Raw genomic sequence first — 21,825 nt, forward strand, 5'->3', positions numbered from 1 at the left:
TCCATCCTTTTTATCAGGTTTTTCTGCCTATTCTTGCCGTCAAAACAACCAGATAACTCCGCTTGACTCCCGGCCAAACAGTTCGTGCCATACTGACAACTGATGCAAGTGATAAAACAATCAATGCCGAGGTCATCATGGATGGGAAGCTTTTCAACGCCGACACCGAGGCAATGTTGACCCAGCTGTCAGATCACACCGTCCTGGAACAGCTGATGGATAATGCCCCTCTGGGCATCGGCGTCTTTGACTGCGAATTTCGCTACCGTAAAGTCAATCAGGTGCTGGCCGACATCAATGGCAAAAGCATCGAGGAGCATCAGGGTAAGCACCTCAGAGAGGTGGTTCCCAAGCTGGCACCGACTCTGGAGCCCATGTTTCAGCAGATCATGCGAAGCGGCATGCCCTACGTGGATATCGCCATCACGGGCCAAACCGCGGCGTACGACAGCAGCTCCCGCCGCTTTCAGGCCACCTACAGCCCGATGCGTGATGAGAAAGGGGAACTGAACGGTATCCTCGCCATCGTGCGGGACATCACCGAGCAGTACGAAACCGAACAACGGCTGCAGCTGGCAATGCGAGCAGCCCAAATCGGGGTGTGGGAATGGCACGTGGCGGAGGACAGACTGCTGTTCGACGGCCAGATTGAGCCGCTGCTGGGCATCGAGGCCAACCAGTTCTACGGCGGGCTGCAAGCGTTCGTCGACTGTTTTGAACCGGAATCCGGCAGCCAGCTCAAGGCCGCCCTGCAAAGTCATGACCCCATCCATCTCACCCTGAGCTACCTCACCGCGCTCAACGAGCGCCACTGGGTCGATATTCATGCCGACCATGTCCCCGCCACCGAGTCGGTCGGCCACCGAGTCATGGGAGTCATTCACAATGCCACCGCCCGCCGCCGTCAGGAGGAGCGGCTCCATCAGGCCAACGTGGTATTCGATACCACGGCCGAGGGGATCATCATCCTCGACAGCGAGCACCATATTCTGTCGGTCAACCCGGCCTTCACCATGCTGACCCAATACAATGCCGAGGAGGTGATAGGCCGCACCCCGGATATCATCATGCATCCCAGGCGCTACACCGACCTCGACTATCCCTGGTATCACCTGCGCCCCGGCAACAACGCCTGGCATGGCGAGATGGTTTGTCTGCGCAAGGATGGCAGCTACTTCTCCTCCTGGCAGCAGATCAGCGCTGTCTATGACAACTTCAACAACACCACTCACTATGTGATCGCCCTCTCCGACATCAGCGCCATTCGCAAGGTGGAGGCCGAGCTGAATCACCTTGCCTATCACGATCCCCTGACCGAGCTGGGCAATCGTCATCTGTTGCAGGAGCGGCTGGCCCTTGAGCTGAAAACCGCGCAGCTCAATCGCAAACGGTTGGGGCTGCTCTTTATCGATCTGGATGGCTTCAAGCTGATCAACGACAGCCTGGGCCACGGAGTTGGCGATGAGCTGCTCAAGCGGCTGGCAGAGCGGATCCGCGGCTGCCTGCAGCACAACGATCTGGCGACCCGCCTCGGGGGAGACGAGTTTCTGGTGCTGATCCCCTATCTGGAGGAGCCTGACGAGCTGGCAACCCTGGCCAATACCCTGCTGACCGTGTTGCGTGAACCGGTTGAGCTGGCCCATGAGCTGGTGGCAATCTCGGCAAGTATCGGTATCGCCATCTATCCGGATCATGCAGACAGCCCGGAAACCCTGGTCAGCGCCGCCGACAGCGCCATGTACGAGGCGAAAAGTCAGGGGCGCAACGGCTTCCAGTTCTATACCCCCTGCATGGCGGCTCGAGCCCGCGAGCGGATGCAGATTGAGCAGGGCCTGCTCAAGGCCCTGGAGCTCGAACAGCTCTGCATCTTCTATCAACCCATGACCAATCTGGCCAACGGCCACCTGAGTGGACTGGAAGCCCTGCTGCGCTGGCAGCATCCCAATGAGGGGATGATAGCGCCGACCCGTTTTATTCCGGTGGCGGAGGAGTGCGGCCTGATCGAGAAAATTGGGGAGTGGGTGATGCGCAACGCCTGTGAGCAGGGACAAAACTGGCTGGCCGCCGGACTGCCGGTGCCCCGCTTGTCGGTCAATGTGTCGGTACGGGAGATGCGCTCCCCGGGCTACGTTGAACGGGTCGCCGCTATTCTGGCCGAGACCGGATTTCCGCCAGAACGGCTGGAGATTGAAGTGACGGAGAGCATCATCCAGCGGGTCGAACAGAGTCTGGATCTCTTTACCCGCCTGAAAAATCTCGGCGTGCAGATTGCCATCGATGACTTTGGCACCGGCTTCTCGTCACTGAGCCTGCTCAAGACCCTGCCGATCGATCGCATCAAGATCGACCGGGCGTTTGTGCAGGCATTACCGGAAGACAAGAACAGTCGGGAGCTCTGCCGCACCATCATCAATCTGGCAGACAGTCTGGATATGGAGGTCACCGCCGAAGGGATTGAAACCAAGGCACAACATGCCTTCTTGCAATCACTCAACTGCGGTGAAGGACAGGGTTATCTGTTCAGCAAACCACTGCATGTCGAACATATGGGAGATCGCCTGCATCAACGCTACGCCTCATAGCGGCAGGCAATCATCATCACCAGCCGGGAGGCATCCGCCTCCTGGCGGCCGACCTAATTACCACTCAATCTGCAAGCGGGATTCCCAACCATCATCACGATCATTGAGCATGCGCGTCAGCGGTGATTCGCCAGCATAACGGGGAGCTGGCTCGCTGAAGGTGAGTCTGGTTCCGGGCTCTTTGGCCTGCCATGCATGACCAAGCTGATCAGCCACCCGATCCCGCAGCGCAGGTGAGGCCTCCTGATGGGTGATCGCAAACTCTTTCGGAGGTTCGCCAGCGGGCACTGGCGCATCAAACTGCCAAAGGGATGCACAGAGCAACAGAGAAAACATCATGACCTCCAATTAATCGACACGGCCCCCTTTTACTCAACCACCAATTAATTGTCACCCTTTGTCCTGTAACCAACTGTTGCCGCCTATCCAAAAGTCTAATTGCCCCCCGCAACCAAAGGTATAAGTTGTTAAGAAACCATTAAAAGATCTATTCAAAGGAGTGAGTGATGAGCGAGAGCAAGGTCTACCCGGTCAAACCCCACATCAGCAGCAATGCACTGCTCGACAAGGGCGACTACGCCGCCATGTATCAGGCCTCCGTCGAGGATCCCGATACCTTCTGGGGAGAGCAGGGAAAAATTCTCGACTGGATGAAACCCTATACCAAGGTCAAGAACACCTCCTACGATCCGGGCCATGTCTCCATCAAATGGTTTGAAGATGGCCAGCTCAACGTCTCGGCCAACTGTCTCGATCGCCATCTCGCCGAACGAGGTGACAAGGTCGCCATCATCTGGGAAGGGGACAACCCTGCCGAAGATCGCAAACTCACCTACCGCGAGTTGCACAGCGAAGTGTGCAAGTTTGCCAACGTCTTGAAAGCACAAGGGGTTCACCGCGGCGACGTGGTCTGCCTCTATATGCCCATGGTGCCCGAAGCCGCCATCGCCATGCTGGCCTGTACCCGCATCGGCGCGGTACACAGCATCGTATTCGGCGGCTTCTCGCCAGAAGCGCTGGCCGGCCGCATCATCGACTCGGGCTCGCGCATCGTGATCACCGCCGACGAGGGGCTGCGTGGTGGCCGTCCGGTGCCGCTGAAGAAGAATGTGGATGAAGCGCTCACCAACCCGGATACCCAGGTCAACAAGGTGATCGTACTCAAGCGCACCGGCGGCAATGTCGCCTGGCACAACCACCGCGACATCTGGTGGCATGAAGCGACCGCCGCCGTCAGCAGCGACTGCCCGCCCGAGGCGATGAACGCCGAAGATCCGCTCTTTATCCTCTATACCTCCGGCTCCACCGGCAAACCCAAAGGGGTGCTGCACACCACCGGCGGCTATCTGGTCTATGCCACCCTCACCTTCAAATATGTGTTCGACTACCACGAAGAGGATATCTACTGGTGTACCGCCGATGTGGGCTGGGTCACTGGTCACTCCTATCTGGTATACGGGCCGCTTGCCAACGGTGCCACCACCATCATGTTCGAAGGGGTGCCCAATTACCCTGCCACCAACCGCATGAGTCAGGTGGTGGACAAGCACCAGGTCACCATCCTCTATACCGCCCCTACCGCCATCCGCGCCCTGATGGCCAAGGGTAACGAAGCGGTCACCGGCACGTCACGCCAGAGCCTGCGCATCATGGGTTCGGTGGGTGAACCCATCAACCCGGAAGCCTGGGAGTGGTACTACCGCACCATTGGTGATGAGCGCTGCCCCATTGTCGATACCTGGTGGCAAACCGAGACCGGCGGCATCCTGATTACGCCGCTGCCCGGCGTCACCGATCTGAAACCGGGCTCTGCAACCCGTCCCTTCTTCGGGGTGCAACCTGCGCTGGTGGACAACATGGGCGAGCCGCTGGAGGGGGCCACCGAGGGCAATCTGGTGATCACCGACTCCTGGCCGGGTCAGATGCGCACCGTATTCGGCGATCACGAGCGGTTCGAGCAGACCTACTTCTCCACCTTCCCGGGCCGCTACTTCACCGGCGACGGTGCCCGTCGCGACGAGGACGGCTACTACTGGATTACCGGTCGGGTGGATGATGTACTGAACGTCTCCGGCCACCGCATGGGTACCGCCGAAATTGAATCGGCGCTGGTGGCCCATCCCAAGATCGCTGAAGCCGCGGTGGTGGGGGTTCCTCACGAGATCAAGGGTCAGGGCATCTATGCCTATGTCACCCTGATCGCCGGGGAAGAGCCAAGCCGCGAGCTGCATAAAGAGGTGAAGGAGTGGGTGCGCAAGGAGATTGGCGCCATCGCCACTCCGGATGTCATTCACTGGGCGGAGGGGCTGCCGAAGACCCGTTCCGGCAAGATCATGCGCCGCATCTTGCGCAAGATCGCCACCGGCGAGACCGACAGCCTGGGGGATATCTCCACCCTGGCGGATCCGGGGGTAGTAGACAAACTCATCCGCGAGAAGTCGGAAGCAGCCTGATCCCGCTTCGTTTGTTGCTCAACAAAGCCGGCCCTGTGCCGGCTTTGTCGTTTCTTATCTGCCAGCAAACAGCAAGGTGGCGGCGACGAAGTATCTCAGGTCGAAACGTGCAATAAATAGCCAGATGTAGAGATTAGACCAGTAAAATGCTGCTAATTTTCACGAAATCAATATAATTGCGAAATCTGTGTGCCAGGGCACACCGATTTGCGCAGAAAATGGCTAGATTTCTGGTAGTCCACAAGATAGCTGATAGATAGCAGCATTATCATCGAGGATGTACTCAATATGTCGCAAAATCACCGAATTCTCCTGCTCAACGGACCAAACCTGAATCTGCTGGGCAAACGGGAACCGGGTATCTACGGCAGCAAGACGCTTGATGAGATCGTCGCCGATCTGAAGCTTAACGCCAGCGAACTCGGTGTCACTCTGGAACATCTGCAATCCAATGCCGAACATGAGTTGGTCGGCCGCATCCATCAGGCCATGGGCCAGGTGGATTTTATCATCATCAATCCAGCCGCCTTCACCCACACCAGCGTCGCCATTCGCGATGCGCTGCTGGGTGTCGCCATCCCTTTTATCGAGGTTCACCTGTCAAACGTCCATGCCAGGGAGCCGTTCCGTCATCACTCCTATCTGTCTGATGTCGCCAAAGGGGTCATTTGTGGTCTGGGGGCCGATGGCTACCAATTCGCTTTAACCGCGGCCGTGCACCATCTGCGCGCGGCTTGATAATCACTGATCAGATAAAGAAGAAAGAGAATGCTAATGGATATCCGCAAAATCAAGAAGCTGATTGAACTGGTTGAAGAGTCCGGCATCGCCGAACTGGAGATCTCCGAAGGTGAAGAGTCCGTTCGCATCAGCCGCAACTTCTCCGGTCAGGTGACCACCGCCATGCCGCAGATGATGATGCAGCAAGCCGCTCCGGTTGCCGCACCTGCCGCTGCCGCCCCGGTTGCCGCCGCACCGGCCGCAGATGCCGCCCCGAGCGGTCACCTGATGCGCTCCCCGATGGTTGGCTCCTTCTACCGCTCCTCCAGCCCGGATGCCAAGCCGTTCGCGGAAGTGGGTCAGCAAGTCAATGTCGGCGACACCCTGTGCATCGTCGAAGCCATGAAAATGATGAACCAAATCGAGTCTGACAAGGCCGGTGTGATCAAAGCGATCCTGGTTGAAAATGGTCAGGCCGTCGAATTTGACGAGCCGCTGTTCATCATCGAATAAGGGAAATCGCCACCCATGTTGGACAAAGTAGTCATCGCCAACCGCGGTGAAATTGCCCTGCGGATCCTGCGCGCCTGTAAAGAGCTCGGGATCAAGACAGTGGCCGTTCACTCCACCGCCGACCGGGAGCTCAAACATGTGCTGCTGGCCGACGAATCCATCTGTATCGGCAGACCGGCCAGTACCGAATCCTACCTCAACGTCCCGGCCATCATCGCCGCCGCCGAGGTAACCGGTGCCGTGGCCATCCACCCGGGTTACGGCTTCCTCTCCGAGAACGCCGATTTCGCCGAAGTGGTCGAAAAATCCGGCTTCATCTTCATCGGCCCGCGCGCCGAGACCATTCGCCTGATGGGTGACAAGGTCTCCGCCATCGAAGCGATGAAGAAAGCGGGCGTACCGTGTGTACCGGGCTCTGACGGCCCCGTCGACAACGATGCCAAGCACAACGCCGCCATTGCCAAGCGCATCGGCTATCCGGTGATCATCAAGGCCGCCGGTGGCGGTGGTGGTCGCGGTATGCGCGTGGTGCGCAATGAAGCGGAACTGGCGGGCGCCATCGCGCTGACCAAATCCGAAGCAGGCCAGTTCTTCAAGAACGACATGGTCTACATGGAGAAGTACCTGGAAAACCCGCGCCACATTGAAATTCAGGTGTTGGCAGACGGCCAGGGCAACGCCCTCTATCTGGGCGAGCGTGACTGCTCCATGCAGCGTCGCCACCAGAAAGTGGTGGAAGAGGCGCCGGCGCCCGGCATCACCGCCGAGATGCGCAAGTTCATCGGCGAGCGCTGTGTGCGCGCCTGTATCGAGATCGGCTACCGCGGCGCGGGTACTTTCGAGTTCCTGTACGAGAACGGCGAGTTCTATTTCATCGAGATGAACACCCGTATTCAGGTTGAGCATCCGGTCACCGAGATGGTCACCGGTATCGATCTGATCAAGGAGCAGCTGCGCATCGCCGCCGGTCAGCCCCTGTCGATCACCCAGCAGGATATCCGCATCCGTGGCCATGCCATCGAGTGCCGGATCAACGCCGAAGATCCGGCCACCTTCATGCCCTCTCCGGGTCTGGTGCAGCGCTTCCACGCGCCGGGTGGTCTGGGCGTGCGTTGGGACTCCCACATCTATGCCGGTTACAAGGTACCGCCCCACTACGATTCGATGATCGGCAAGCTGATCTGCTACGGCGAGAATCGTGACATTGCCATCGCCCGCATGCGCCATGCGCTGGACGAGCTGGTGGTGGAAGGGATCAAGACCAACGTACCGTTGCAAAAAGAGATCATGAAAGACGAAAACTTCCAGCACGGTGGCACCAATATCCACTATCTGCACAAGAAGTTAGGTCTGTAAGGATCGCTGATAGAGACCCGATGACATTGCACGGTGGCAGTACCAACGCCCACTATCTGCACAAGAAGTTGGGTCTGTAAGGATCTCTGATAGAGACCGGACTTCCGATGGAAGTCTGCTCCGCAAGGAGCCTCTGCTGAAAAAGGGCCATGGCGACATGGCCCTTTTTTGTTATCCTTGCGCCCCTCAAATTTGTCGGAGGCCAAGGTGAACCGTTTTGCTCTCGCCCGCCGGGAAGCAGCTTTCTGCCTGCTGCTGACCCTGCTCAACTTCTTTGCCTGGTATGGCACCGCCTATTTTATCCCGCTCCAGCTGGAGTTGTGGGGGCTGCCGCTGTGGTTCCTGCTCAGTTGCATGGTGATGCCGCTGCTGTTCATTCTGCTCTGCGCACTGATGGTGAACCGGCTGTTTGTGGAGATCCCCCTCGATACCCACTCCCCTTCCGGCAAGGAGTCATCCCATGAATCTTGAGTTGATGCTGCCGCTCTTCATCTATCTGGTGCTGGTGCTGGGGGTGGGTTTCTGGGCCAGCCGTCATAGAGCTGAAGGCAACTTCGTCCAGGAGTACTTCATCGGCAACCGCAGCATGGGCGGGCTGGTGCTGGCGATGACGCTAGTGGCCACCTACACCTCGGCCTCCTCTTTCATCGGCGGGCCGGGCGCGGCCTACAAGATCGGTCTGGGCTGGGTGTTGCTGGCGATGATCCAGCTGCCCACCGTCTGGCTCACTCTGGGGGTGCTTGGCAAGAAGTTCGCCATCATCGCCCGCCGGGTCAATGCGGTGACCATCAACGACATGCTGTGGGCCCGCTACCAGAGCAAGGCGGTGGTGATCCTCGGCTCCGTTACTATCATCCTCGCCTTTATCGCGACTATGGTGGTGCAATTCATCGGCGGTGCCCGCCTGCTGGAGACCGCCACCGGCCTCTCCTACCAGCAGGGGCTGATGCTGTTTGCCAGCTGCGTGCTGCTCTACACCATCATCGGCGGTTTTCGCGCCGTGGTGATGACCGATGCCCTTCAAGGGATCATCATGCTGATCGGCACCGGCGCCCTGCTGGCGGGGATTCTGGTCGCCGGTGACGGCTTGCCAAACCTCATCCACCAGCTCAGGGAGATCGACCCCAAGCTGGTGAGCCCGCAAGGGGCCGGCGACATGCTGACCCAGCCCTTTATGCTGAGCTTCTGGATCCTGGTCTGTGTCGGGGTGGTGGGGCTGCCCCACTCGGCGCTGCGCTGCTTTGGTTATCGCGACAGCAAGGCGCTCCATCGTGGCATTCTGATCGGCACCGTGGTCAGCGCCCTGCTGATGTTTGGCATGCATCTGGCGGGTGCCCTTGGCCGCGCCATCCTGCCGGGCATGGACAGCCCGGACAAGATCATGCCCTCCCTGATGATGGAAGTGCTGCCACCCTGGCTGGCCGGGGTCTTTCTGGCGGCGCCAATGGCGGCCATCATGTCCACCATCGACTCCCAGCTGATCCAGGCTTCCGCCACTCTGGTGAAGGATCTCTATCTCAACTATCTGAGTCCAAAGCAGGAGAAGCTGGAGGTGCGCATTCCGCGCCTCTCCCTGCTCTGCACCCTGATCCTCGGCACCCTGGTGCTGCTGGCGGCGTTGCAACCGCCCGAGATGATCATCTGGCTCAACCTGCTCGCCTTTGGCGGTCTGCAGGCGGTGTTCCTCTGGCCGCTGGTGCTCGGTCTCTACTGGTCACGGGCCAACGGCCCGGGCGCACTGGCCAGCATGGTCAGCGGCATCGTCAGCTATGGGGTACTCAGTCAGTGGGGGATCAAGCTGGCTGGCCTGCACGCCATCGTGCCAAGCCTCACGCTGGCGCTGGTGGTCTTTGTCACGGTCAGCCTGCTGACGGCACCGCCCTCGCGGGAAGTGCGCGAGCTTTTCGGGCAGAAATAATAAAAATATAAATTAGGGGTTCCAAAACTATCCCCAAATAGGTGTTTTCCGGTTAAACTGTGCGCCAAGTCACAGAACGTAGCCGCTGTATGCCCGTTAAAGCCACTCGACAAGTCGTTACTCAAGCCCTGCAGCGGCTCGGTTATGCCCTGCTGCTGCCCGTCTCCATCCTGCCGATGGCGGCGTTGATCTACCGGCTTGGGCAACCCGACGTGCTCGATTTGGCGGTGCTCTCCCTCACCGGTCAGGCGATCTTCAGCCAGATGCCGCTTATCTATGCGGTGGCGATCGCCTTTGGCCTGAGTCGACAGGAGCTGGGCGGACAGACGCTGGCGGGTGCGGTCAACTTCCTGCTGCTCAGCACCGCCTTCAATACGCTGGCCCCCAACCTGCACGCCGACATGATCTGCGGTCTGCTGGCGGGGCTCACCACCGCCATCATCTACCCCTGGGTACACCAGCAAACCCTGCCCCGCTGGCTGCAGATCGCCAGGGGGGAGTTTCCCAGCCTGCTGGTGTCGGCCTTGGCCTGCCTGCTGATCGCCATCCCCCTTTCGCTGCTGTGGCCGCCACTGGAGCGCGGGCTGACCCTGCTCACCTCCGAGCTGCTTACCACGCCGTTTGGCGCCTTCTGCTACGGCACCCTCAACCGCTTGCTGATCCCGCTCGGGCTCCATCAGGTATTGGGTAGCGTCATCGGCCTTGGCGAGAGCAACCTGCAGGCGCTGGCCACCGCCCAACCCCTTCATGAAGGGTATGTGGCCGGTCTTTACCCCATCATCATGTTCGGCCTGCCGGGCGCCTGTTTTGCCATCTGGCTGCACCGCCAGCGGATGCAGCGGCTGCCGCAGGGCGGGCTGCTGCTCACCCTGGCGCTCACCTCGGCACTGGTGGGTATCACAGAGCCTATCGAGTTTCTGTTCGCCTTTACCGCCCCCTGGCTGTTTCTCGCCCACGCCCTGCTGACCGGACTGTCACTGGCGGTCTGTAGCGGGCTGGGGATCAAGGTGGGCAGTTACTTCTCCGCCGGTCTGCTGGATCTGGTGCTGAGCTATCAGGCAGGGGAGCACAGCTTCTGGCTCATCCCGGTCGGTATACTGTTTTTCGTCGCCTACAGCCTGCTCTTTTACCAACTGCTGGAGCGTGCCCCCCTCAGCATGCCGAGCAAGCCCATCGCAGTGGAGCATCCGCGCCTTGCCAGCGTTGCCCCCTCAGACCCGCAGATGCTGGCGATCCAGTACCTCAAGGTGCTGGGCGGGATGGACAATCTGGTGGCGATGAGTGTCTGTATCACCCGCCTCAGCCTGCGGGTGCGCGATATTTCACTGGTGGATGAATCTCGCCTGCTGGGCCTGGGCTGCCTCTCCTGGATCCAGCTCAACGACCACCAGCTGGTGCTGGTGCTGGGCCCCAGCGCCAGCCTGATTGAAGGGCAGATCCGCATGCTGGCGGAGCGCCAGTCGGTCCCCCTCGGCCTCAAACCCAATCAGGAGTCGGCCAGCCAGAGCAGCTGGTAACTCAGGCGAACGGCAACCGCTCGGCCACGAAATCCATCAGGGTGCGCAGGGCGGGGGCCAGATGCTCCCGACTCGGATAGATTAGGTAGAACGGGTTGGCCGGAATGGGCTGATCCGGCAACACCTTCTGCAGCCGCCCCGCCGCCAAATCCCCTTCACAGACATGGTGGGGCAACAGGGCAATCCCCCCGTCATGAAGCGCCATCTCCCGCAGCGCCAGCAAGCTGTTGCTGACACAGGCCCCCTGTGGCCGCCAACCTCCCTCTTGCAATGGCCACACCGGCATGGCCGAGTGCACCAGACAGGCATAGCGGCCCAGCTCGCTCAGCTGTTGCGGCATGCCGTGGGCCGCCAGATAGGCGGGTGCCGCCACCAGATGACGCGCCACCTGACCGATACGCCGACAGATAAGGCTGGAGTCTTTCAGCGGCGCCGCCCGCAGCGCCAAATCATAACCTTCCCCCACCAGATCGAGCTGTTCATCGCTCAGGGTCAGTTCCAGCACCACTTCGGGATAGAGGGCGCGAAACTCGGCGAGGATCCGGCCAAGCAATAGAGTACCGGTCGCCTCGGGGGCAGTGATCCGCACCCGCCCCGCCGGGGCCGAGCGCAGCCGTGCCATCGCCAGATTGGCGCTGCGGGCCAGTGCCAGCAGCCCCTGACAGTGCTCCACATAGAGCTCCCCCTGCGGCGTCAGGCTCAACCTGCGAGTGGTACGCTGCAACAGCCGCACCCCGAGCTGGGATTCGAGCCGCGAGATCTTCTGGCTCACCGATGACTTGGGCATACCGAGCAGCTCGGCGGCTCGGGTAAAGCTTCCCTGCTCCACCACGGTGGCAAACAGTCCCATCAACTCCAGATCGACATTGTTCATATATTCAAACAGTCTTTACCGATTACCCATCTTAATCTTGATAATCAACCAGACTAGAGTGAGTGGCAATCCCGAACACAGCGATTTGAAAGGAAAAACCATGAAAGCCATTGCCCTGACTCACTATCTGCCAAGCGACCACCCCAACTGCTTCATCGCCGCCAACCTGCCCGATCCGGTTCCGGGTCCGCGGGATCTGCTGGTGCGCATCACTGCCACCTCCGTCAATCCGGTGGATACCAAGGTGCGCTCCCCCAAGGCCAAAATTGAAAGCTCGCCCAGGGTACTGGGTTGGGATGCGGTGGGGGAAGTGATCGCCACCGGCAGCGAAGTGACCCTGTTCAAGGCGGGCGACCGGGTCTGGTATGCCGGCGATATCAGCCGCCCGGGCAGCAACAGCGCCCTGCAACTGGTGGATGAGCTTATCGCCGCCATCGCCCCCACCAGCTTGAGCGATGTGGAGGCCGCCGCCCTGCCGCTCACCGCCATCACCGCCTGGGAGACCCTGTTCGAGCGCTTCGCTCTTACCCGCGAAAGCCGTGGCAAACTGCTGATCATCGGCGGCGCCGGTGGCGTGGGCTCCATCGCCATCCAGCTGGCCCGTCAGCTCACCGGTATGGAGGTGATTGCGACCGCCTCTCGCCCCGAGAGCCGCGAGTGGTGCTTCGAGATGGGCGCCCATCAGGTCGTAAACCACCACAAGTTGCAGGAGGAGCTGACCGCCCTTGGCATCACTCAGGTCGATGCCATCTTCTGCACCAACGCCACCGCCGAGCACTGGGCCACCATGGCCGGGCTGATCCGCCCGTTTGGCCATATCTGTACCATCGCAGAATCGAGCGAGCCGTGGGATCTCTCCCTGCTCAAGAGCAAGAGCGTCACCTTCAGCCAGGAGTTCATGTTCACCCGCTCCCTGTTCCAGACGCCGGACATGATCGAACAGCACCGCCTGCTCGGCCGGGTGGCGGCACTGGTCGATGAAGGGTTATTGCAGACCACCCTGACCAGAACCATCCCGTCGCTGACCCCGGTCACGCTGGCTCAGGCCCATGCCGAGGTCGAGGCGGGCCGCATGGTTGGCAAGCTGGTGATCGACATGAGCGGCTTTGCCAACTAAGCCCTCCAACGCACCATGATGGGATAAGTTCACCAAGGAGATGCCCCAAACGGGCACAACCAACGGCACTCATGACTGCCTGTGGCAGGCCAACGTCCGACAATCAGCCAAAAAAGAGGCCATTTCGCGAGAAATGGCCTGAATACCTGAACATTGGGGTAACAATCACACACATATCCTTATGCAGGACATATAAGTCTTTGCATCTGGCGTGCCAACAGCAGCATGAATGCGCCAAAACGGCGCCAGCCCGTCCTTGAGCAAGGTGCCGACCTTGCTCTTTTTTTATCTGGCAGACTGTTTACCAGGCAAACAAGTGCAGATAAAAAAATGCCACCCGAGGGTGGCAGTGAAAGATGACGGAACTTGAGCAAAGCGTTCAGCGAAAACCGGTCGTCTTCGCCTGCATAGAGCAATACAGGAACCGTGCCAATCCGGCAAAAGCCCCCGTATCCCTCCACGTCATGGGCAAACCACGACAGCACTGCCCCATGATGGTAGAATCTCGCGGTTTCACATTTATGAAGAGTCGACGCCATGCCCTGGATACAAATTCGAATCAACGCCACTGCCAAGACCGCAGACAAGGTGAGCAACATGCTGCTGGGGCGTGGAGCCCAGGCGGTGACCTTTATGGATGCCAAGGATGTGCCCGTCTACGAACCCATGCCCGGTGAAACCCCGCTCTGGGGCGAGACCGAAGTGATGGGTCTGTTCGATGCCGAAACCGATCCGGCCCCCACCATCGCCTTCTTCCAGCAGATCTTCGGCGAAAATGTCGGCTACAAGGTCGAGCAGTTGGAGGACAAGGACTGGGTGCGCGAGTGGATGGATCACTTCCATCCCATGCAGTTTGGCGAGCGCCTCTGGATCTGCCCGAGCTGGCGCGACGTGCCGAACCCCGATGCGGTCAACGTCATGCTGGATCCGGGTCTGGCCTTCGGTACCGGTACCCACCCCACCACCGCCCTCTGCCTGCAGTGGCTGGACGGGCTGGATCTGACCGGTAAAACCGTGGTCGACTTTGGTTGCGGCTCCGGCATTCTCGGCATCGCCGCCCTGAAACTGGGTGCCGCCCGCGTTATCGGCATCGACATCGACCCGCAAGCCATTCAGGCCAGCCGCGATAACGCCGCGCGCAACGGCGTCGCCGACCAGATTGAGCTCTATCTGCCAGCCAACCAGCCGCAAGATGTCGAAGCGGACGTGGTGGTCGCCAACATCCTGGCCGGCCCGCTGCGCGAACTGGCTCCACTTATCGCCGGCCACGGCAAGCCGGGCAGCCTGATGGCCCTCTCCGGCGTGCTGGAGAGCCAGGCCCCGGAACTGGAAACTATCTACGGCCAGTGGTTCGAGATGGACCCGACCGCAGTCAAGGAGGAGTGGTGCCGCCTCTCCGGCCGCAAGCACGGCTAAACATAGCTCCCGCTCTCAAGGCGGCAAGTCAGCATCTTTATTAAACAAGAGCACCCGCGGGTGCTCTTGTTGTTTCTCCCCCCTTTCCTACTCTGGGGGACGGTTCACGCTTCTCTGGCCAATGAGGGATTAACATCGTTCTTCCACATTATTGAGGCCCTGCCATGAGCGAATACCAGAAGATGATCAGCAGCCAACCGTACAACTGCATGGCACCCGAGCTGGCCCAGTTGCGCCGGGAGGCGGCACGGCGCTATCGCCGTTTCAATCAGGCGGAAGAGGAGACAGAGCAGCGGGCACTACTGGCGGAGCTGATTGGCGAACTGGCAGAGAACGCCTTTATCTGCTCGCCCCTCTACTGCACCTATGGCCGTCATATTTAGCTTGGTAAGGACTCCTACATCAATATGGGGGCGACCCTGCTGGACAATGCCCCCATTCGCATCGGCGCCCATGTGATGATTGGGCCAAACGTGCAGGTCTATACCGCAACCCATGCACTGGAGGCCGACGAAAGGATTCAGGGCACAGAGACGGCGCTGCCGGTCACCATTGAAGACAAGGTCTGGATTGGTGGCGGCGCCATCTTGCTGCCCGGCGTCACCATAGGGCGGGAGGCAATCGTCGGCGCAGGCGCCGTAGTCACCAAAGATGTGCCGGCCGGTGCTCGGGTAGTCGGCAACCCTGCCCGGATCCTGCCAGCCAAAAACAGGGCATAAGGCTGCCAACCGGGCTGCATCTTGATGCCGCCATCAGTTCACAACAGCCCCTACACCCCATAAAAATAAAGCCCAATGTCACGAAGACGTTGGGCTGTTAAAAGGTGCTACGGAATTGCGACTCTCATCGCAGAAAAATTAGAAGGAGTGCCCTTCTAAACTGGCAGGGAGATATTAGCGAATGCGCAAACGTTTTACATAGTGAAATACAACAGGATTGCGAGGTACATCGCACTATTTAAATAATTACCTGCTATGGCGCGCGAAGCCTCTTTGACCCATTTATTTTCCCCAATTTCTCTGGTTACTATTCACGGTTAAACAGAAAAGCCCCGATTTCTCGAGGCTTTGCTTCTCTCAACCGCAACGTGGCCGAAAAGTCAGAAACGGCGGACAAACTCATCGAGCGGCAGCTCGCGCAGTTTGCGTGCTTCCAGCATGGGAGTACCGAGGTAGAGGAAACCCACCAGCTGATCCTCTGCCGCCAGTCCCAATCCCTTGTTGATCTGCTCATCGAAGATAAACCAGCCGGAGCGCCAGATGCCGTTGAAACCCTGCGCCTGCGCCGCCATCTGCATCGCCATCAGGGCACAACCGGCAGAGAGCTCCTGCTCCAGTTTCGGCACCTTGGGGTGATCCTGATAACGGGTTGCCACGGCGACGACCAAGGGCGCCCGCAGCGGCGCTTCGCGGCACTTCTTGATGCTCTCTTCATCTTCGCCACGGGCACGGGCCGCCTCGGCCAGCAGTTTGCCCAGCCGCTCGCGCCCCTCTCCTTCGAACAGAATGAACTGCCAGGGAGTCAGGGTGCCGTGATCCGGCGCGCGCAGGCCCGCCTTGAGGATATTGTCGAGCACCTCACCGCTCGGGGCGGGATCGGCGAGACGGCCACAGGAGTGGCGATTGAGCAACAGGGTGAGGGCATCCATGGGCAATTCCTTCTCTGGGGCAATGATGGCGCTACCTTAGCACAGCACCGAATGAAGAAAACCCCTGAGGCTCAGGGGTTTATCGCACTATAAAGGGCAGGATGGCTCAGCTGGCTAGATGATCGCAGCCAGCTCGGCCCCTTGCCGGATGGCGCGCTTGGCATCCAGCTCGGCTGCCACGTCGGCACCACCGATGATATGCACCGGCTTGCCTGCCGCCTGCAACCCGGCCTGCAGCTCCTTGAGGGGCTCCTGCCCGGCGCAGACTATCACCTGATCCACCGGCAGACACTGCTTGGTCTCGCCCACCTGAATATGCAAGCCCTCGTCATCGATCCCCAGATATTGCACCCCGGAGAGCATCTGCACCTTGCGGTTCTTGAGCACGGTACGGTGGATCCAGCCGGTGGTCTTGCCAAGTCCGTCACCCACCTTGCTCTCCTTGCGCTGGAGCAGCCAGATCTGGCGCTCGGGGGCGTCGATTTCAGGAGCCGTGAGGCCACCGCGCTCGCCAAGCTGTTTGTCGATGCCCCACTCCTTGAGCCAGTGATCACGGTGCCCATCGGCATCCGTCTCCACCTTCTTCTCTACCCTTTTCTCCACAAGGAATTCGGCCACATCGAAGCCGATGCCGCCTGCACCGATCACCGCCACCTTCTGGCCGACCGGTTTGTGATCCCGCAATACGTCGAGATAACTCATCACCTTGGGATGTTCGATGCCCGGAATATTGGGGGTGCGCGGACGAATACCGGTAGCGAGGATCACCTCGTCAAAACCGCCGCCGAGCAGGCTCTCGGCACTCTGACGCTGGCCGAGATAGAGCTCGACACCGCACTTCTCCAGCCGTTTGGCGAAATAGCGCAGAGTCTCGTGAAACTCCTCCTTGCCGGGGATCTGCTTGGCGAAGTTGAACTGGCCGCCGATTTCGCTGGCCTGATCGAACAGGCTCACCTGATGACCGCGCTCGGCGGCGTAGCAGGCGAACGCCAGCCCGGCCGGGCCCGCCCCCACTACCGCCAGCTTCTTGGGCTGGGGCACGCGACCAAAGGTCAGCTCGGTCTCGAAACAGGCGCGGGGATTGACCAGACAGGAGGCGCGCTTCTGCTTGAACACATGGTCAAGGCAGGCCTGGTTGCAGGCGATGCAGGTGTTGATCTCGTCCGCCCGGTTCTCCGCCGCCTTGATGACAAATTCGGGGTCAGCCAGGAAGGGGCGCGCCATGGAGACCATATCCGCCTCGCCACCCGCCAGAATCCGCTCTGCCACCTCCGGGGTGTTAATCCGGTTGGTAGTGATAAGCGGCACCTTGAGATGTTTTTTCAGCTCGGCGGTCACCCAGCTGAAGGCGCCACGCGGCACGCTAGTGGCGATGGTGGGAATGCGCGCCTCATGCCAGCCGATGCCGGTATTGATCAGGGTCACCCCCACCGCTTCCAGCGCTTTGCCAAGGGCGATCACCTCTTCCAGGGTCGAGCCCTGCTCCACCAGATCCAGCATGGAGAGGCGGAAGATAATGATGAAGTCGGTGCCGACCCGCTCGCGAATGGCGCGAACAATCTCCACCGGAAAGCGCATCCGGTTTTCACTGCTGCCGCCCCAGCCATCGGTGCGTTTGTTGGTGCGCTCGCAAATGAACTGGTTGATGAGATAGCCTTCCGAGCCCATCACCTCGACGCCGTCATAACCGGCCGCCTTGGCCAACGCTGCTGTAGCCGCGAAGTCGCGGATGGTGCCGCGGATCTGCCGCTCGCTCATGGCGCGCGGTTTGAATGGGGAGATGGGGGCTTTGAGGGCGCTCGGTGCCAGACTGAACGGATGATAGGCGTAACGACCGGCATGGAGGATCTGCAGCGCTATCTTGCCCCCCTCCTGATGCACGGCGCTGGTCACCTTCTTGTGCTTGCTCACCTGCCAGGGAAAGCTCAGCTGGGAGCCGTGAGGTACCAGCCGCCCGCGCAGATTGGGGGCAATGCCGCCGGTGACGATAAGGCCTACTCCACCACGGGCGCGCTCGGCATAAAAGGCAGCCAGCTTGTCAAAACCGCCCTTCTCCTCTTCGAGGCCGGTGTGCATGGAGCCCATCAACACGCGGTTGCGCAGCTGGGTAAAGCCAAGGTCGAGCGGGGTCAGCAGGGTCGGATAGCGGCTCACGATGCCTCCAGTTAATTTTTTGTTATCAAACTGAGGCTAGAGTAAAGAATCGAAAATTCTTTTTCAAACAAATGTTTGGACAAATTTTCAGCGAACAGCCGTGCCCTGAACGAAGATAGACGGGATCCGCCAGTCGGAAATGGCAATTTCGCCCGCAACTGGTTAATAATGGCTCTTCTCTACCCATTAACAGGGCGATAACGCGACTATGTCTATTTTCAAAGGTCTGGGTTGGTTGTTCCGCAGCCTGTGGCGCCTGCTCAATTTCACCCGGCTGATGCTGGTCAATCTGCTGTTTCTCATCGTAGTGCTGGTCATCGTCTTCAGCGTCAGCCAGAAAGAGGCCCCCAAGGTGCCCATCGAAGGGGCGCTGACCCTCAATCTCAACGGCGTGCTGGTGGAGCAACGCTCCCAGACAGATCCCACCGTACAACTGCTGCGCCAGATGGACAGCAGCGACGAGCAGCCGAGCGAGATCGTCCTCTCCGACCTGCTGTGGGCCATCAAGAGTGCCAAGGATGACGAGCGCATCAAGGCGCTGGTGATCAAGCCACAAGGGCTGCAGGGAGCCAACTTCACCAAACTGCAGGAGGTGGCGAGTGCCATCGACTCCTTCCGGGAGAGCGGCAAACCGGTGATCGCCATGGCCGACTTCTACACTCAGGGGCAATACCTGCTGGCGGCCCACGCCGATCACGTGCTGCTCAACCAGAGCGGCGCCGTGGTGATCGAGGGACTTGGGGTCTACCAGACCTACTTCAAGTCGGCGCTGGAGAAGCTCAATATCACTCCGCATGTATTCAAGGTCGGCACCTACAAATCCTTCGTCGAACCCTATACCCGCGACGAGATGTCTCCCGAGAGCAAAGAAGCGAACCAGCGCTGGCTGGATCAGCTGTGGCAATCCTATGTGGCCGATGTCGCCGAGCAGCGGGAGATCGAACCGGACGCCGTGGCACCGGGCAAGGATCGCTTCCTCGAGCTGCTGCGCAAGGCCGGTGGCAACGCCGCCAACTACGCCCTCGACAACGGTCTGGTGGATCAGCTCGCCACTCGTGACGAGATGACCCAGGCGGTCATTAAAGAGGTGGGTGAAGCGGACGACCACGGCTGGAAAGGGGTCGGCCTGAAAGAGTATCTGGCTGCCATTCCGGAACAATATCCCCAGAGCGGCAAGGATGAGGTGGGTCTGGTGGTCGCCAGCGGTGCCATCATGGATGGCGTACAGCCTGCCGGTACCATAGGCGGTGATAGCCTCTCCGACCTGCTGGCCGATGCTCGCCGCGATGACAAGGTCAAAGCCGTGGTCCTGCGGGTCGACAGCCCGGGCGGCAGCGCCTTCGCCGCCGAGCAGATCCGCGCCGAGCTGCTGGCTCTGAAACAGGCTGGCAAACCGGTAGTGGTCTCCATGGGCAGCTATGCCGCCTCCGGTGGCTACTGGATCTCCGCCGATGCGGACAAGATCTTCGCCTCCCCGACCACACTCACCGGTTCCATCGGGGTGTTCGGCATGTTTGCCACCATCGACAAGGCGTTGGCCCAGTTCGGCGTGCATACCGACGGGGTCGGCACCACAGATTACGTCGGCGTAGGCCCGACCCGCGCCCTGCCGGATCACGTCGGTCAGGCCATCCAGCTGAGCGTGGAAGATACCTACCAGCGCTTCATCGGTCTGGTGAGCAAGGGCCGCGGTCTGAGCCCGGAAGAGGCCGAGAAAGCGGCCGAAGGTCGGGTCTGGACCGGTGAGGATGCCAAGGCCCTGGGTCTGGTGGACGAGTTCGGCAATCTGGATGACGCCATCAAGGCCGCCGCCGACCTCGCCAACCTCAAGGAGTGGCAGGTGACCCCCATCGAGCAGGAGGAGTCCACCAAGGACAAGTTCCTGCGCCAGCTGTTTGACAGCAGTGCCCAAGTACTGGCCCCCCAGTTGCAAAACTGGCTGCCGGCAGGATTTGGCAAGGCATTGGTGGAAGTGAACCGCAGTCTCGACCCGCTCACCCGCTTCAACGATCCGCAAGGCACCTACGCCTTCTGCCCGGTCTGCGTGCAGTAAGCAAGCGGTGACTCCCCCATAAAAAACGGCGACCAGATGGTCGCCGTTTTCTTTATTCAGCCAGTGCGCGCGGCACCGCCAACTTGCTCAATCAGGGATTGAGACGGGTCGGCATACCGGTACGCTGTTCAAGCACCTGCTTGACCACGTTGGAGTCAGACTCGGCGTGAGCGATGAAGCGGGTGATAGCCGGTGTCATCGGGAGCGGCACGGAGGCGGTGGAGTTGAACTCCTCCTCGGTGCGCGACAGCGGCTCGTGTACTTCCATGTAGCGACCGCCATCCGGCTCGACCGTGGTCTTGACCGGCTGGTTGACGAACTGGACGCGGGTGCCGACCGGCACGTTGTCGAACAGATACTTGATGTCGTCAGCGCGCAGACGCACGCAACCGCTGCTTACCCGCAGACCGATACCGAAGGTGGCATTGGTGCCGTGGATGGCATAGAGGTTGCCGATGTAGAGGGCGTGCAGACCCATGGGGTTATCCGGACCCGCTGGCCAGACTGCCGGCAGGGTCTTGCCCTGGGCGGCATAGCGACGACGGATGTTCTCGGTCGGGGTCCAGGTCGGGTTGGCGCGTTTGCGCTCTACCTTGGTGATCCAGTTCTCCGGGGTGTTTACCCCCAGCTGACCGATGCCGATGGGCAGCACTTCCACCACGTTCTTCCCTTTCGGGTAGTAGTAGAGACGCATCTCGGCAACGTTGATGACGATCCCTTCGCGGGGCGCGTTGGGCAGGATCAGCTGGTGGGGGATGATCAGGGTGCTACCCGCCTTCGGCAGATAGGGATCTACGCCCGGGTTGGCTTCCATGATGTTGGTCAGACCCAGCTGGAAGTCAGCAGCGATCTGCTCCAGCGGACGGTTGTCCGCAGGCACCACGTATTCCTGATTTTCACCGATCAGGCGGCTGTTGGCCGCAGGCAGACGGTACTCGACGGCGGCAGCCTGCTGGCTGACCAGCGCAAAAGTGCATAAAAGGGCCGAAGCGGCAGTGCGAAGGGGATTCATAAAATTCCTGTGTGGTTTCCTGTACCAAATGGGCCGGGGGCCGTCTCATCCTCGGTCTGCCGGTGGCGGGTCAACCTGCCCCACGACGCCAATAACCGAGCGCGCATTCTTTCCTGAGTCGGCCAAAATTTCAACTTCCATATGTTGCTTTTCTTGTTAAAAGTAGCCGTTTTCGGTGTGACGCTTATCAACAGTGCAAAAGCCACACTGGCAAGTCGCAGCTGAGTGAAAGATGAATGGCACTGCCCGCCTGTCAGCGAGCTACACGAGCCCCCGTCAACCACAGCGCTGCACCACCTTGTGTCACGGTTGCAGCCCTAGCTGAAACGTTTGTCACACCGGGAGAGATAGACCAATGTCGACGGAGGCTCTTTATTGGGATGAAGAGAGATAAAACCGTGCGTCGGCCACCCGCCGGTGCCGGTTTCAGCCATAAAAAAACCGCTCCGAAGAGCGGTTAATGGAGCCACCAGGCAACCATAAAAGGGACTA

Annotated in this window: 16 protein-coding genes and 1 pseudogene; 12 read left to right on the plus strand and 5 right to left on the minus strand. The window is 60.0% G+C overall.

Features of this window, described 5'->3' with window-relative positions; all coding sequences use genetic code 11:
• Positions 1–137: 137 nt before the first annotated feature.
• The gene (locus tag ACTG20_RS18555; RefSeq protein WP_440008063.1) at positions 138–2,582 is read left to right on the plus strand and encodes a sensor domain-containing protein; all 2,445 of its coding nucleotides are present in this window, start codon (positions 138–140) and stop codon (positions 2,580–2,582) included.
• Positions 2,583–2,639: 57 nt separating this feature from the next.
• Here ACTG20_RS18555 and ACTG20_RS18560 read toward each other — a convergent pair whose 3' ends face one another.
• Entirely contained in the window at positions 2,640–2,921 is a 282-nt protein-coding gene (locus ACTG20_RS18560; RefSeq protein WP_225315392.1) for a hypothetical protein, read from the minus strand.
• A gap of 167 nt (positions 2,922–3,088) precedes the next feature.
• On the opposite strand from ACTG20_RS18560, the gene acs reads away from it, so the two are divergent.
• From acs to ACTG20_RS18595, 7 genes are all read left to right on the plus strand, one after another.
• Positions 3,089–5,035, plus strand: coding sequence for an acetate--CoA ligase (gene acs / locus ACTG20_RS18565; protein ID WP_164536177.1), 1,947 nt, complete (start codon positions 3,089–3,091; stop codon positions 5,033–5,035).
• Between the two features lie 288 nt (positions 5,036–5,323).
• On the plus strand, positions 5,324–5,773 hold the full coding sequence (aroQ, locus tag ACTG20_RS18570; RefSeq protein ID WP_005338907.1) for a type II 3-dehydroquinate dehydratase: 450 nt from the start codon (positions 5,324–5,326) through the stop codon (positions 5,771–5,773).
• Between the two features lie 36 nt (positions 5,774–5,809).
• Positions 5,810–6,268, plus strand: a complete 459-nt coding sequence (accB, locus tag ACTG20_RS18575) for an acetyl-CoA carboxylase biotin carboxyl carrier protein (protein WP_005338908.1) — start codon at positions 5,810–5,812, stop codon at positions 6,266–6,268.
• Between the two features lie 15 nt (positions 6,269–6,283).
• The gene (gene accC / locus ACTG20_RS18580; protein ID WP_005338910.1) at positions 6,284–7,624 is read left to right on the plus strand and encodes an acetyl-CoA carboxylase biotin carboxylase subunit; all 1,341 of its coding nucleotides are present in this window, start codon (positions 6,284–6,286) and stop codon (positions 7,622–7,624) included.
• 207 nt (positions 7,625–7,831) lie between these two features.
• Entirely contained in the window at positions 7,832–8,095 is a 264-nt protein-coding gene (locus ACTG20_RS18585) for a YhdT family protein (RefSeq protein ID WP_439987322.1), read from the plus strand.
• Positions 8,085–9,542: a sodium/pantothenate symporter gene (gene panF, locus ACTG20_RS18590; protein WP_194496604.1), complete on the plus strand. Its 1,458-nt coding sequence runs from the start codon at positions 8,085–8,087 to the stop codon at positions 9,540–9,542. Before ACTG20_RS18585 ends, panF begins: the two co-directional genes overlap by 11 nt.
• A gap of 89 nt (positions 9,543–9,631) precedes the next feature.
• Positions 9,632–11,059 (plus strand): PTS transporter subunit EIIC, encoded by a 1,428-nt coding sequence (locus ACTG20_RS18595; protein ID WP_194496605.1) that lies wholly within the window; start codon positions 9,632–9,634, stop codon positions 11,057–11,059.
• Position 11,060: 1 nt separating this feature from the next.
• Here the strand turns inward: ACTG20_RS18595 and ACTG20_RS18600 are convergent, their stop codons facing one another.
• On the minus strand, positions 11,061–11,933 hold the full coding sequence (locus tag ACTG20_RS18600) for a LysR family transcriptional regulator (RefSeq protein WP_005358412.1): 873 nt from the start codon (positions 11,931–11,933) through the stop codon (positions 11,061–11,063).
• Positions 11,934–12,033: 100 nt separating this feature from the next.
• On the opposite strand from ACTG20_RS18600, the gene ACTG20_RS18605 reads away from it, so the two are divergent.
• From ACTG20_RS18605 to ACTG20_RS18615, 3 genes and pseudogenes are all read left to right on the plus strand, one after another.
• Positions 12,034–13,050 carry a zinc-binding alcohol dehydrogenase family protein gene (locus ACTG20_RS18605; RefSeq protein ID WP_194496606.1) on the plus strand — a complete coding sequence of 339 codons (1,017 nt, stop codon included), beginning with the start codon at positions 12,034–12,036 and terminating at the stop codon, positions 13,048–13,050.
• A 537-nt stretch (positions 13,051–13,587) separates the two neighbouring features.
• A complete protein-coding gene (prmA, locus tag ACTG20_RS18610; protein WP_194496607.1) occupies positions 13,588–14,466 on the plus strand; it encodes a 50S ribosomal protein L11 methyltransferase in 879 nt (292 codons plus the stop codon).
• A 164-nt stretch (positions 14,467–14,630) separates the two neighbouring features.
• Positions 14,631–15,185 (plus strand): annotated as a pseudogene (locus tag ACTG20_RS18615) (sugar O-acetyltransferase).
• Between the two features lie 380 nt (positions 15,186–15,565).
• Here the strand turns inward: ACTG20_RS18615 and ACTG20_RS18620 are convergent.
• Positions 15,566–16,114 (minus strand): NAD(P)H nitroreductase, encoded by a 549-nt coding sequence (locus ACTG20_RS18620; protein ID WP_194496608.1) that lies wholly within the window; start codon positions 16,112–16,114, stop codon positions 15,566–15,568.
• 114 nt (positions 16,115–16,228) lie between these two features.
• A complete protein-coding gene (locus tag ACTG20_RS18625) occupies positions 16,229–18,268 on the minus strand; it encodes an NADPH-dependent 2,4-dienoyl-CoA reductase (protein ID WP_113739071.1) in 2,040 nt (679 codons plus the stop codon).
• 208 nt (positions 18,269–18,476) lie between these two features.
• Between ACTG20_RS18625 and sppA the strand changes: the two genes are divergently transcribed.
• Positions 18,477–20,321: a signal peptide peptidase SppA gene (sppA, locus tag ACTG20_RS18630; RefSeq protein WP_194496609.1), complete on the plus strand. Its 1,845-nt coding sequence runs from the start codon at positions 18,477–18,479 to the stop codon at positions 20,319–20,321.
• 91 nt (positions 20,322–20,412) lie between these two features.
• Here the strand turns inward: sppA and ACTG20_RS18635 are convergent, their stop codons facing one another.
• Positions 20,413–21,333: a L,D-transpeptidase family protein gene (locus ACTG20_RS18635; protein WP_005338927.1), complete on the minus strand. Its 921-nt coding sequence runs from the start codon at positions 21,331–21,333 to the stop codon at positions 20,413–20,415.
• Positions 21,334–21,825: the final 492 nt, after the last annotated feature.

Origin of the sequence: Aeromonas sp. 84A, from assembly GCF_051919345.1 — a bacterium.
In the GTDB taxonomy this organism is placed as follows: Bacteria; Pseudomonadota; Gammaproteobacteria; order Enterobacterales; family Aeromonadaceae; genus Aeromonas; species Aeromonas veronii.

Excerpts from the sequence above, each read along its gene's own strand:
- ACTG20_RS18635 (WP_005338927.1), bottom strand. The coding sequence starts at position 21,333 with ATGAATCCCCTTCGCACTGCCGCTTCGGCCCTTTTATGCACTTTTGCG.
- sppA (WP_194496609.1), top strand. The coding sequence starts at position 18,477 with ATGTCTATTTTCAAAGGTCTGGGTTGGTTGTTCCGCAGCCTGTGGCGC.
- panF (WP_194496604.1), top strand. The coding sequence starts at position 8,085 with ATGAATCTTGAGTTGATGCTGCCGCTCTTCATCTATCTGGTGCTGGTG.
- accB (WP_005338908.1), top strand. The coding sequence starts at position 5,810 with ATGGATATCCGCAAAATCAAGAAGCTGATTGAACTGGTTGAAGAGTCC.
- ACTG20_RS18605 (WP_194496606.1), top strand. The coding sequence starts at position 12,034 with ATGAAAGCCATTGCCCTGACTCACTATCTGCCAAGCGACCACCCCAAC.
- ACTG20_RS18555 (WP_440008063.1), top strand. The coding sequence starts at position 138 with ATGGATGGGAAGCTTTTCAACGCCGACACCGAGGCAATGTTGACCCAG.
- ACTG20_RS18620 (WP_194496608.1), bottom strand. The coding sequence starts at position 16,114 with ATGGATGCCCTCACCCTGTTGCTCAATCGCCACTCCTGTGGCCGTCTC.
- ACTG20_RS18600 (WP_005358412.1), bottom strand. The coding sequence starts at position 11,933 with ATGAACAATGTCGATCTGGAGTTGATGGGACTGTTTGCCACCGTGGTG.
- accC (WP_005338910.1), top strand. The coding sequence starts at position 6,284 with ATGTTGGACAAAGTAGTCATCGCCAACCGCGGTGAAATTGCCCTGCGG.
- ACTG20_RS18595 (WP_194496605.1), top strand. The coding sequence starts at position 9,632 with ATGCCCGTTAAAGCCACTCGACAAGTCGTTACTCAAGCCCTGCAGCGG.
- ACTG20_RS18560 (WP_225315392.1), bottom strand. The coding sequence starts at position 2,921 with ATGATGTTTTCTCTGTTGCTCTGTGCATCCCTTTGGCAGTTTGATGCG.
- prmA (WP_194496607.1), top strand. The coding sequence starts at position 13,588 with ATGCCCTGGATACAAATTCGAATCAACGCCACTGCCAAGACCGCAGAC.
- aroQ (WP_005338907.1), top strand. The coding sequence starts at position 5,324 with ATGTCGCAAAATCACCGAATTCTCCTGCTCAACGGACCAAACCTGAAT.
- acs (WP_164536177.1), top strand. The coding sequence starts at position 3,089 with ATGAGCGAGAGCAAGGTCTACCCGGTCAAACCCCACATCAGCAGCAAT.